We start from the raw sequence: 12498 nt of genomic DNA, 5'->3' as shown, positions 1-12498 counted from the left end.
CAGAACAATGATCAGCGCCTTCACCGGACAACAGATCAGGAACGCGGAACAACCGCTCCTGGACTCCGGTGAGGGCGCTGTTCTCATGCAGCGGGCAGCCTATGGCCTGGCGCAGGAAGTTGTCCGCGAAGTCCGGAAAAGGCGCAAGCTCACCGGTGCCAGCGTTACCGTGCTGGCCGGCAAGGGAAACAACGGTGGCGACGGCCTGTTCGCTGCCTCCATGCTGGCGCGCCGGGGAATGCGAACGACGGCGGTACTCGCCGCGGACGCGGCCCATCCGGAAGGGCTGGCTGCGTTTGAAGCTGCGGGTGGCCGGGTGCTCCACCTGGAATCCGGCGACCCCGAAGAGCTGGCCGTCGTGGCTGCCGGAAGCGACGTCGTCATCGATGCCCTGCTCGGGACAGGTGCCCGGGGTGGGCTGCGCGGTGCCGCTGCGGAGTTGGTTGCCTGCCTGCAGGAGCTCGGTCCCGCGTGCGTGGTGGCCTGTGATGTTCCCAGCGGCGTTGACGCCAACTCGGGCGAAGTGCACTGGCCGGTCCTGGAGGCCGATGTCACGGTCACATTCGGTGGTATCAAGGCCGGACTGCTGGCCGACCCCGGCGAAGGCTGTGCGGGCCGCGTGGTGCTGGTGGACATCGGCATCGAGCACCTGTTGGCCGCACCGGAACTGCGCCGGCTGACCGCCAAGGACGCAGCGCTCTTGCTGCCCCGGCCTACCCGCCGCTCCCAGAAGTACTCCAGGGGACTGCTGGGTGTGGTGGCCGGTTCGGAGCGATACGTGGGGGCGGCCGAATTGTGCGTGCATGCGGCCGCCGTCTCCGGTGTGGGCATGGTCCGTTACCAAGGGCCGGAGGCTGCTGCCCGCCAAGTCCTGGCCCGTACCCCGGAATCGCTGTGGGAAAGCGATGAACCCGGCCGCGTGCAAGCGTGGCTGATCGGACCCGGCGTGGACGGGAATGAGCAACAGGACCGCGCCCGCAAGGCGTTTCGGTCCGCCTTGGACGCCGGGCTGCCGGTGGTGGTCGACGCCGGCGCCCTGAGCCTCCTCCCGGAGCGTTGTCCTGCGAACTGGATTCTTACCCCGCATGCCGGTGAGCTCGCTACCCTGCTTGGCTCCTTGCATGCGGCCGGGGAGGTGGCTGTGACCCGTGAGGACGTCGAGTCCAGGCCGCTCCATTTTGTCCGCCTGGCTGCCCAACAAACCGGGGCCACAGTGCTCCTGAAGGGTGCCTCCACACTGGTGGCGTCGCCGTCGGGCGTTGTTTTCAGCCAGTCCGAGGGGACGCCTTGGATGGCCACCGCGGGAAGCGGGGACGTCCTGGCGGGGGTGCTGGGATCGTTGATGGCCCAGTCCGCTGAGGCACTGACGGACGACGATGGCGCTTACGCAGCCTTGGGGCTGGCAGTGGAGGACCGCTGGGCTGCTGTGGCGGCAGTTGCGGCTACCGTTCATGGCCGTGCCGGCACCGCAGCGTCGCGGGTTTTTGACGGGGGGCCCCTTACTGCCTCGGCGATCATGGGGGCTGTACCCCACGTTCTGGGTTCGCTCAGCGCGGAATGCGACTCGAGAAAACGGTAAGGTTACTGTCTTGTCGTAGGTCATGAGTAGGCTTGCAGCAGTTGTTCGCATCATCCAAGAGGAGAACGCATGGAAGTCTGGCCTGGATCGGCTTATCCGCTCGGCGCCACGTTTGACGGCACGGGCACCAACTTTGCTTTGTTCAGCGAAAGGGCTGAGCGGGTGGAACTATGCCTCTTCGATGACGACGGCGTGGAAGAGCGCGTCGAAGTCACGGAAGTGGACGGCTATGTGTGGCACTGCTACCTTCCGCAGGCACAGCCAGGGCAGAAGTACGGCTACCGGGTGCACGGTCCTTATGATCCCGATGCAGGATTGCGGTTCAACCCGAACAAGCTCCTGCTGGACCCGTATGCCAAGGCAGTCCACCGGCAGATTGACTGGGACCCGGCGTTGTTCTCCTACAACCTTGGAGACCCTGATTCCCGCAATGACGACGATTCCGCTCCCCACATGATGCTGGGCGTGGTCATTAACCCGTTCTTCGACTGGGACGGAGACAAGCTTCCGCGCATCCCGTACCACAAGTCGGTCATCTACGAAGCCCACGTCAAGGGCCTCACCCAGCTGCATCCCGAGGTACCCGAAGAGCAGCGCGGTACCTATGCCGGCGTCGCCCATCCGGCAGTCATTTCCCACCTGCAGAAGCTCGGGATCACAGCCATCGAGCTGATGCCGGTGCACCAGTTCGTGAATGACGGCATCCTGCAGGACAAGGGCCTGAACAACTACTGGGGCTACAACACCATTGGCTTCTTCGCCCCGCACAACAGCTACAGCTCCAAGGGCGATACCGGCCAGCAGGTCCAGGACTTCAAAGCGATGGTCCGTGCCCTGCACACCGCAGGCATTGAGGTCATCCTCGACGTCGTGTACAACCACACGGCCGAAGGCAACCACCTGGGGCCCACGCTGTCCTTCAAGGGCATCGACAACTCGGCCTACTACCGCCTGGTGGAGGACGACCAGAAGTACTACATGGACTACACCGGTACAGGGAACTCCCTGAATGTCCGGCACCCGCACTCGCTCCAGCTGCTCATGGACTCCCTGCGCTACTGGGTCACGGAGATGCACGTCGACGGTTTCCGTTTTGACCTCGCCTCCACGCTTGCCCGCGAGTTCTATGACGTGGACAAGCTCTCCACGTTCTTCGAACTCATTCAGCAGGACCCGGTAGTGTCCCAGGTCAAGCTCATCGCGGAGCCGTGGGACGTTGGCCCGGGTGGCTACCAGGTGGGCAACTTCCCGCCACAGTGGACGGAATGGAACGGCAAGTACCGGGACACCGTCCGCGACTTCTGGCGGGGCGAGCCGTCCACCCTGGGTGAATTTGCCTCGCGCCTCACAGGCTCGGCCGACCTGTACGAGCACTCCGGCCGCCGGCCCTATGCCTCCATCAACTTTGTCACCGCCCATGACGGCTTCACCTTGATGGACCTCGTTTCCTACAACGAGAAGCACAATGACGCCAATGGTGAGGACAACAACGACGGCGAATCCCACAACCGCTCCTGGAACTGTGGCGTCGAAGGACCCACGGATGATCCCACGGTGCTCGGCTTGCGTGCCCGCCAGCAACGGAACTTCATTGCTTCCCTGTTCCTGTCCCAGGGTGTCCCCATGCTCCTGCACGGCGACGAACTTGGCCGCACCCAGCAGGGCAACAACAACGGTTACTGCCAGGACTCCGAGCTCACGTGGATCGACTGGGAAAACGTCGACCAACCGCTGATCGAGTTCACCGCTGCAGTCAGCGCCCTCCGCGCCAAGCACCCGAGCCTCCGGCGGAGCCGCTTCTTTGACGGACGCCCGGCGATCCGTGGCGAGGGCGAACGCCTTCCGGACATCGTGTGGCTGGATAAGGACGGCGGCACCATGGCTCCCGAAGACTGGGACGCCGCCTTGGGCCGGTCCGTGGGAGTCTTCCTGAACGGCGACGGCATCCGCGGCCAGGACAACCAGGGCCGACGGATCACCGACGTCAACTTCCTGCTGTACTTCAACGCGGACGTGGATGAGGTGGGCTTCAGGATCCCGTCCGAAGAATACGCCCCCGCCTGGGACGTCATGATCGACACCGGCGCTGAAGGCGCCGTGGCCGACGTCGTCAAGCCGGAGCAGATCCTCATGGTCGCCGGAAAGTCGCTCGTGGTCCTCCGCGCCCACACCGCGCCCGAGGTCGAGCCGGACCACTCCGTGGCTGCTTCGCTGGCGGCACTGACCCAGACCAGCACGCCTGAGACCGCTTCGATCACGGCGCCGGCGGTGTCGTCCTTGGCTCTGGATTACAAGGATGACGACGCCGGCAGCGAGGCTACCGACGCCGAAGCTACCGAAGCTACCGAAGCTCCGGAGGCGGAAGAGGACGCAGAAGGGGACAAAGCATGAGGACGCCGGTCTCCACGTACAGGCTCCAGATCCGCCCAAGCTTCACGCTTCAGGACGCGGCCAAGCTGACCGGCTACCTGCACAACCTTGGTATCGACTGGGTGTACGTCTCGCCGATCCTCACGGCGGAGGAGGGCTCGGACCACGGTTATGACGTGACCGATCCCTCCACCGTGGATCCCTCACGTGGGGGACCGGAGGGTTTGGCTGCCTTGTCCAAGGCCGCCCGTGAGCAGGGGCTCGGTGTCCTGGCGGACATCGTGCCCAACCACATGGGTGTAGCAACACCGGGACAGAACCCCTGGTGGTGGGACCTGCTCAAGGAAGGCCGTAAGTCCAAGTACGCCGAGGCTTTCGACGTCGACTGGGACTTCGGCGGCGGCAAGATCCGTATCCCGGTGCTGGGCAGCGATGACGATGTTGACCAGCTCAAACTGGCCGACGGTGAACTCCATTATTACGATCACCGCTTCCCGCTCGCCGAGGGCAGCTTCAACGACGGCGATACCCCGCAGGAAGTCCATTCCCGCCAGCACTATGAACTGGTGGGCTGGCGTCGTGCGGATGCCGAACTGAACTACCGTCGCTTCTTCGCCGTCAACTCCCTGGCCGGCGTTCGAGTGGAGGTCCCCTGGGTCTTTGACGAGTCCCATGAGGAAATTGTGCGGTGGTTCCGCGAGGGCCTGGTGGACGGTCTGCGGATCGACCACCCCGACGGCTTGGCGGATCCCGAGGGCTACCTGGTCCGGCTTCGCGAAGCTACCGGTGGGGCCTACTTGCTGATCGAGAAGATCCTGGAACCAGGGGAGAAGCTCCCGGAGACGTTCCAATGCGAGGGAACTACGGGCTACGACGCCTTGGCGGACGTGGACCGCCTGTTCGTGGATCCGGCTGCGGAGGAGTACTTGAACTCCCTGGATGCCCGCCTGCGCGATGAAGCCGAACCCGCGGATTACCACGTGATGATCCACGGCACCAAGAGGCGGATCGCGGACGGCATCCTGCGTTCGGAGATCCTTCGCTTGTCCCGGTTGGTTCCCGAATCCAGCGCCTTGCCCCGCTTGGACGTCGCTGACGCCCTGGCTGAGATCATTTGCTGGTTCCCCATCTACCGCTCCTACCTTCCGTACGGGCGGGAGGTCCTTGAGGAAGCCATCGCCAACGCGGCCTCCCACCGCCCCGAGTTGAGGTCGGTCCTTGAGGGACTCCAGCCCCTTCTGCTGGATACCTCGGGAGAACTGGCGCGCCGCTTCCAGCAGACATCCGGCATGGTGATGGCCAAGGGAGTGGAGGACACTGCGTTCTTCCGCTACACCCGTCTGGGCACCCTGACGGAGGTCGGAGCGGACCCGACGGAGTTCGCCATTGCTCCGGAGGAGTTCCACGAACGCATGGCGCGCCGCCAAGCCGAGCTTCCTTTGTCCATGACCACCCTCAGCACCCACGACACCAAGCGCAGCGAGGATGCAAGGGCCCGAATCACGGTTATCGCGGAATCGGTCCCGGAGTGGGAGCTGTTCCTGGGCACCGTGCAGGAACTGGCTCCCATTCCGGACGGCCCCCTCGCCGCGCTCATCTGGCAGGCCATCGCCGGAGCATGGACCGCGGACCGCGGAAGGCTGCAGTCCTACGCGCTGAAAGCCGCCCGGGAGGCCGGCAATTCCACTAACTGGACCGATCCGGACCAGGAGTTTGAGCGGCACTTGGCTGCCGCCGTCGACGCCGTCTTTGACGTCCCTGAGGTGGAAGCTGCGCTGGAGAACTTCGTCGCCGAGCTGGAACCGTACGGTACTTCGAACTCGTTGTCGGCCAAGATTGTCCAGCTGACGATGCCGGGTGTGCCGGACGTTTACCAGGGCACGGAATTCCGGGACGGATCACTCACCGACCCGGACAACCGGCGCCCGGTGGACTTCGACGCCCGGATCAGTGCGCTCGCCGAGCTCGACTCAGGCTCCCAACCTGAGTACACGGAGGAAGCCGCAAAGCTGTTGGTGGTCTCCCGGGCGCTGAGGCTGCGCCGGGACCGTCCGGAACTGTTCGGCGGTTACCGTCCGGTGCCTGTCCAAGGTTCGGCTGCTGCCCACGCAGTGGCGTTCGACCGTGGAGACGCGAAGCCCGGCGCCCTCACGGTTGCCACGCGCTTGCCCAAGCGCCTGGCCCGCGACGGTGGTTGGCGGGGCACGTCCATCGACCTGCCTGGCAGCTACAAGGACGAGCTCACCGGCTCTACCTACCAGGCAGGCTCCGTTGAGTTGGGCACACTGCTGGACCAGTACCCCGTGGCGCTGCTGGTACCGGTCGACTGAGTCTGCAACGCTCCGCTGTCCACGCCTGGGCGCTGCTCACGCGTGGACAGCGTGTTTGAACTGAACCAAGTGTTTGAACGAATGACAGGGGGCATGATGCTGGAACACGCAGCCGGGAAAGACCTTTTTGATGTTTGGGCGCCGAACGCAGATTCGGTGAAGCTGCTCGCGGACGGCCGCGAGTACGCCATGGAGCAAAACCACGACGGCGGTGCGCGCGGTTGGTGGCGTGCCCCCGCGGGCGTCCCCACGGCTGACAACACCGCCTACGGTTACCTGGTGGACGGCGAGGGCCCTTTTCCGGACCCGCGCTCCAGGAGGCAGCCGGACGGCGTCCATGGGCTGTCGGCGACCTTTGATGCCTCCGGCCACCAGTGGAAGGACCAGGACTGGAAAGGGCGGAAACTCCAGGGGGCTGTGATCTACGAACTGCACCTTGGGACATTCACGCCCGAAGGGACGCTGGAAGCTGCTGCCGGAAAGTTGGACTACCTGGTGGACCTGGGTGTCGACTTCATCGAGCTGTTGCCCGTCAACGCGTTCAACGGTGTCCATAACTGGGGCTACGACGGCGTCCTCTGGTACGCCGTCCACGAGGCATACGGTGGACCTGCCGCTTACCAGCAGTTCGTAGACGCAGCCCATCAGGCCGGGCTCGGAGTCATCCAGGACGTGGTCTACAACCACCTCGGCCCCAGCGGCAACTACCTGCCCAAGTTCGGGCCGTACCTGAAGTCCGGTGAGGGGAACACCTGGGGTGACTCAGTCAACCTCGACGGTCCCGGCTCGGACGATGTCCGCCGGTACATCCTGGAGAACGCCGCCATGTGGCTGCGTGACTATCACGTGGATGGACTGAGGCTGGACGCCGTTCACGCCCTGAAGGATGAACGGGCCGTGCACATCCTTGAAGAGTTCGGGGCGCTGGGTGACAAGGTCGAATCCGAAACAGGGATTCCCCGGACCATGATCGCTGAATCGGACCTCAACAATCCGCGCCTCATCTATCCGCGCAGCGTCAACGGGTACGGCTTGGAAGGCCAGTGGAGCGACGACTTCCACCACGCCCTCCACGTCAACCTCAGCGGGGAAACCATCGGCTACTATTCGGACTTCGATTCCCTCGCCGTCCTTGCGAAGGTACTGGAACACGGATTCCTGCACGACGGCAGCTACTCCAGCTTCCGGGAACGCCACCATGGGCGGCCCATCCGGCAGGACCTGGCCCACCCTTCAGCCCTGGTGGTCTGCTTGCAGAACCACGACCAAATCGGGAACCGCGCCACGGGGGACCGCCTCACATCGTCCCTCTCCGACGGGAAGCTGGCGATCGGAGCGGTGGTCACCATGACCTCACCCTTCACCCCGATGCTTTTCATGGGCGAAGAGTTTGCCGCATCCACGCCATGGCAGTTCTTCACCTCCCACCCCGAACCGGATCTCGGCAAGGCGACGGCCGAAGGAAGGATCAAGGAATTCGAACGGATGGGTTGGGACCCGGACGTGGTACCCGATCCCCAGGACCCGGAAACCTTCCAGCGTTCCAAACTGAAATGGGAGGAAGCCGGCCAGGGCAACCATGCGCGGCTCCTGCAGCTCTACCGGGATTTGGCACGGCTGCGCCGTGAAACTCCGGAACTGACCGACGGAGGTTTTGCCGAGACCACCGTGGAATACGACGACGACGAGCACTGGCTGCAGTTCTCCCGCGGCAAGCTCCGCGTCGTCTGCAACTTCGGCAGCGAAGCTCTGGAGACTGCGCTCGAAGGTACCCTGCTCTTGGCAACCGAACCCGAAGCGGTGATCGCCGACGGTTCGTTGACCCTCCCGGGTGAGAGCGCCGCCGTCGTACGCGTCAACTAAGCCGAGTGGCCCAGGCAGGTGACGGCGCCCACATTCCGGACGGCGCCGTCACTGTCCGGCCTCCGGTGGCAGGATGGTACGTATGACTTATTCGGCTGCGGAGAACCGTTACGAAACCATGCCCTACCGCCGCGTTGGACGGAGTGGATTGAAGCTTCCGGCCATCTCGCTGGGCTTGTGGCACAACTTCGGTGATGACAAACGTTTTGACGAGCAGCGCGCCATCCTGCGCCGCGCCTTCGACCTGGGCGTTAACCACTTCGACCTCGCCAACAACTACGGACCGCCGGACGGTTCTGCGGAGACCAACTTCGGTCGGCACCTCAAAGAGGACTTCAAACCGTACCGGGACGAACTGGTCATCTCCACCAAGGCCGGTTACTACATGTGGCCCGGGCCCTATGGTGAATGGGGATCCCGGAAGTACCTGATCTCCAGCCTGGACCAATCCCTGCAGCGCATGGGCTTGGAATACGTGGACATCTTCTACAGCCACCGCCCGGACCCGGAGACGCCCCTTGAAGAAACCATGGGCGCCCTGGATTACGCCGTTCGCTCCGGCAAGGCGCTGTACGCAGGCATCTCCTCCTACACGCCGGAGCAGACCCTTGAGGCGGCCCGCATCCTGAAGGAACTTGGCACACCCTTGCTGATTCACCAGCCCAGCTATTCCATGCTGAACCGCTGGACCGAGGACGGCTCGCCGAACCTCTACGAAGCACTGGACCAGGTGGGCGCCGGTTCCATCGCCTTCTCACCCTTGGCGCAAGGCATGCTGACCAACCGCTACCTCAACGGAGTGCCTGCAGATTCCCGGGCGGCGAAGGAGCGCTTCCTTTCCGAGTCGTCGCTGACCGAGGAACGGCTGGACAGGGTGCGGGGCCTCAACGCCATCGCCGAAGGCCGCGGTCAGACGCTTGCCCAGATGGCCATCGCCTGGATTCTCCGCGACCAGCCGAAGGGTTCACCGGTGACCTCCGCACTTGTCGGTGCGTCAAGCGTGGCGCAACTCGAGGACACCCTGAGCGCCATCAACAACCTGGGGTTCACCGACGACGAGCTCACCGCAATCGACGAGTTCGCCGTCGAATCGGACATCAACCGCTGGGCCCAAAAGTAACCTGACTCCCGCGTTGCTCTGCCACATCCCGTCGCGTTTGGCGCGTTGCTCTGCCACATCCCGTCGCGTTTGGGGGACGACGTTCGTCGCTGACATATTGCGAGGGGGGCTGCCGGGAACAAAAAGGGCTCCTCGGGTGTTGGTTACAATGCAAAGTGGGCGCCGAGCGGCGCCGTGCCTGTAAGCCGCCCTCCGGGCTCAGTCGGATGGTGCTTGGCACCTGAGGTTTCCCCAAAGGAGTTCCGTGTCTTCACATCCGATTCGTGTTGCCATTGTCGGCGTAGGTAACTGCGCCGCATCGCTGGTCCAGGGTGTCCAGTACTACCGCGACGCCGACCCTAAAGCAACGATTCCGGGTCTGATGCACGTTGAGTTCGGTCCGTACCACGTCAACGATGTCCAGTTCGTCGCCGCTTTCGACGTCGACAGCAAGAAGGTCGGGCTGGACCTCGCCGATGCCATCGGTGCGAGCGAAAACAACACCATCAAGATCGCCGATGTCCCGGCTACGGGCGTCAAGGTCCAGCGCGGCCACACGCTCGACGGCCTTGGCCGCTACTACCGCGAGACCATCGTTGAGGCACCCGAAGAAGCTGTCGACGTCGTCGCTGCCCTTCGCGAAGCCAAAGCGGATGTCATGGTCTGCTACCTGCCCGTCGGTTCGGACCAGGCTGCCAAGTTCTACGCCCAGTGCGCCATCGACGCCGGTGTTGCCTTCGTGAACGCCCTGCCCGTCTTCATTGCCGGTACCAAGGAGTGGGCTGACAAGTTCACCGAGGCCGGTATTCCGATTGTTGGCGACGACATCAAGAGCCAGATCGGTGCCACTATCACGCACCGCGTCATGGCCAAGCTGTTCGAAGACCGTGGCGTTACCCTGGACCGCACGTACCAGCTGAACGTCGGCGGCAACATGGACTTCAAGAACATGCTCGAGCGTGACCGCCTTGAATCCAAGAAGATCTCCAAGACGCAGGCCGTCACCTCGAACGTTGAAGCTGAGCTGCATGCGGACGACGTCCACATCGGCCCGTCGGACTACGTCGCGTGGCTTGATGACCGCAAATGGGCTTTTGTCCGCCTTGAGGGCCGCAACTTCGGTGACGCGCCCGTTTCCCTTGAATACAAGCTCGAGGTGTGGGATTCCCCGAACTCCGCAGGCGTCATCATCGACGCCATTCGTGCCGCCAAGATCGGTTTGGACCGCGGCATCGGCGGCCCGCTGCTCTCCGCGTCGAGCTACTTCATGAAGTCCCCGCCGGAGCAGTTCAACGACGACGTCGCACGCGAGAAGGTGGAAGCCTTCATCCGCGGCGACATCGAACGCTAAACAGCAAAACCCCGGTTCTTCTGACGCCCCCGCACTGTGTGCGGGGGCGTCATTTGTTTCCGCGTGTTCGCCTGGGATGTGGAAGAGGACCGCGGGAAAGGGGGTGGGATGTGGAAGAGGAACGCCGGAAAGGGGGTGGGATGTGGAAGAGGAACGCGGGAAAGGGGGTGGGATGTGGAAGAGGATCAGAAAAGGCCTGTGGGGTTGCCGTCCTCGTCCACGTTCATCCGCATCGCCGCCGGTTCCTTGGGCAGGCCTGGCATAGTCATGACTGCACCGGTCAGCGCCACGATGAAGCCCGCACCGGTCTTGGGAATGAGCTCCCGCACATGCACCCGGAATCCCTTCGGCGCTCCGAGCTGGGACGCGTCGTCCGTAAACGAGTACTGGGTCTTGGCCATGCAGACGGGCAGGCCGCCCCAGCCGTTCTTCTCGATCTCCGCCAGCCGCCGCAGCGCCGGGACCGAGAATTCGACGCCGTCCGCACCGTAAATTTCCTGCACAATGGTCCGGATCTTGTCCTCGACCGGCATCTCGAGCGGGTACAGATGGTGGAAGTTCGACGGCGCGTCCAATGCGGCTGCCACCTTCGCCGCCAGTTCGTCCCCGCCGTCGCCTCCGCCGCCCCGGCCCCACACATCGGCGACGGCGGCTTGGACACCTTCGGCTGCGCACCACGACAGGAGCCAGTCGAGTTCTTCCGGGGTGTCGGTGCCGAACTTGTTGATGGCCACCACGGGCGAAATACCAAACTTGGCCACGTTTCCAACGTGTCGTTTCAGGTTCCCGACGCCGGCGGCCACCGCCTCCACGTTCGGCACGCCTAATTCCTCCTTGGGGACACCGCCCTGCATCTTCAGGGCGCGGATGGTGGCCACAATCACGACGGCGGATGGGGCCACGTCCGCGATCCGGGACTTGATATCCATGTACTTCTCCGCACCGAGGTCCGCACCGAAACCAGCTTCCGTCACCACCACATCGGCCAGTTGCTGGGCGGTACGCGTGGCGATGAGTGAGTTGCAGCCGTGCGCGATGTTGGCGAAGGGACCACCGTGGACCAGTGCCGGCGTACCCGCGATTGTTTGGACGAGGTTCGGCTTGATGGCGTCCTTGAGGAGCAGGGTCAGCGCACCTTCAACGCCGAGGTCGGCCACGGTGACGGGCTTGCGCTCATAGCTGTAGCCGAACGTGATCCTTCCCAGCCTGGTACGGAGGTCGTCGAGGCTGGAGGAGAGGCAGAAGACGGCCATGATCTCGGACGCCACGGTGATGTCGAAACCATCCTGCCGGGGTACGCCTTGGGCGGGGCCGCCGAGGCCGATGACGATTTCCCGAAGGGAGCGGTCGTTCATGTCCAGGACGCGTTTGAACGTCATCCGCCGGGGGTCGATGCCCAGTTGGTTGCCCTGATAGATGTGGTTGTCCACGAGCGCCATGAGGGCGTTGTTGGCCGAGGTGATGGCGTGGAAGTCCCCGGTGAAATGGAGGTTGATGTCGTCCATGGGGAGGACCTGGGAGTAACCGCCGCCGGTGGCGCCGCCCTTCATCCCCAGGATGGGTCCAAGGGAGGGTTCCCGGAGCGCAATCATCACCTTGTGCCCGGCACGTGCCAGGGAATCGGCCAGTCCCACGGTAGTGGTGGATTTCCCCTCCCCGGCAGGCGTGGGGGACATGGCGGAAACCAGGACGACTTTGCCCGCGGGCTTGCCGCCCGGCAGGCGCAAGTGGGCGGGATTTATTTTGGCTTTGTACGGGCCGTAAAGCTCCAGGGCGTCAGCGTTGATCCCGGCACGTTCGGCAATTTCCGTAATGGGCTTGATGCCGGCCCGGCGGGCAATCTCAAGATCCGACAAGACTTTGTTTTCAGACATCGTTGTCCTTCGACTGGGTGCTTACGCTGTGC

The 12498-nt window shown here is 63.9% G+C and carries 7 protein-coding genes; 6 read left to right on the top strand and 1 reads right to left on the bottom strand.

Annotated features, from left to right (window positions below; all coding sequences use genetic code 11):
- Positions 1–7 precede the first annotated feature (7 nt).
- The 6 genes from AUR_RS04445 (at position 8) to AUR_RS04420 (ending at position 10592) form a co-directional block, all read left to right on the top strand.
- Positions 8–1579, top strand: coding sequence for an NAD(P)H-hydrate dehydratase (locus AUR_RS04445; RefSeq protein ID WP_206616219.1), 1572 nt, complete (start codon positions 8–10; stop codon positions 1577–1579).
- A gap of 69 nt (positions 1580–1648) precedes the next feature.
- On the top strand, positions 1649–3970 hold the full coding sequence (gene glgX / locus AUR_RS04440) for a glycogen debranching protein GlgX (RefSeq protein ID WP_021472455.1): 2322 nt from the start codon (positions 1649–1651) through the stop codon (positions 3968–3970).
- A complete protein-coding gene (treY, locus tag AUR_RS04435) occupies positions 3967–6279 on the top strand; it encodes a malto-oligosyltrehalose synthase (RefSeq protein ID WP_062097451.1) in 2313 nt (770 codons plus the stop codon). The genes glgX and treY overlap by 4 nt, the downstream gene beginning before the upstream one ends.
- A 96-nt stretch (positions 6280–6375) precedes the next feature.
- The gene (gene treZ, locus AUR_RS04430; protein ID WP_062099280.1) at positions 6376–8142 is read left to right on the top strand and encodes a malto-oligosyltrehalose trehalohydrolase; all 1767 of its coding nucleotides are present in this window, start codon (positions 6376–6378) and stop codon (positions 8140–8142) included.
- An 82-nt stretch (positions 8143–8224) separates the two neighbouring features.
- On the top strand, positions 8225–9262 hold the full coding sequence (gene mgrA, locus AUR_RS04425; protein WP_021472458.1) for an L-glyceraldehyde 3-phosphate reductase: 1038 nt from the start codon (positions 8225–8227) through the stop codon (positions 9260–9262).
- Between the two features lie 244 nt (positions 9263–9506).
- Positions 9507–10592 carry an inositol-3-phosphate synthase gene (locus tag AUR_RS04420; RefSeq protein WP_021472459.1) on the top strand — a complete coding sequence of 362 codons (1086 nt, stop codon included), beginning with the start codon at positions 9507–9509 and terminating at the stop codon, positions 10590–10592.
- Positions 10593–10777: 185 nt separating this feature from the next.
- Here the strand turns inward: AUR_RS04420 and AUR_RS04415 are convergent, their stop codons facing one another.
- A complete protein-coding gene (locus AUR_RS04415) occupies positions 10778–12466 on the bottom strand; it encodes a formate--tetrahydrofolate ligase (RefSeq protein WP_062097449.1) in 1689 nt (562 codons plus the stop codon).
- Positions 12467–12498: the final 32 nt, after the last annotated feature.

The organism is Paenarthrobacter ureafaciens (genome assembly GCF_004028095.1).
In the GTDB taxonomy this organism is placed as follows: domain Bacteria; phylum Actinomycetota; class Actinomycetes; order Actinomycetales; family Micrococcaceae; genus Arthrobacter; species Arthrobacter ureafaciens.
Note: the sequence above shows the minus strand (reverse complement) of the source record. Positions and strands in the feature narration are given on the sequence as shown.

Bases quoted from the DNA above. Each gene is read 5' to 3' on its own strand.
- AUR_RS04445 (WP_206616219.1), top strand. From the start codon at position 8: ATGATCAGCGCCTTCACCGGACAACAGATCAGGAACGCGGAACAACCG.
- glgX (WP_021472455.1), top strand. From the start codon at position 1,649: ATGGAAGTCTGGCCTGGATCGGCTTATCCGCTCGGCGCCACGTTTGAC.
- treY (WP_062097451.1), top strand. From the start codon at position 3,967: ATGAGGACGCCGGTCTCCACGTACAGGCTCCAGATCCGCCCAAGCTTC.
- treZ (WP_062099280.1), top strand. From the start codon at position 6,376: ATGCTGGAACACGCAGCCGGGAAAGACCTTTTTGATGTTTGGGCGCCG.
- mgrA (WP_021472458.1), top strand. From the start codon at position 8,225: ATGACTTATTCGGCTGCGGAGAACCGTTACGAAACCATGCCCTACCGC.
- AUR_RS04415 (WP_062097449.1), bottom strand. From the start codon at position 12,466: ATGTCTGAAAACAAAGTCTTGTCGGATCTTGAGATTGCCCGCCGGGCC.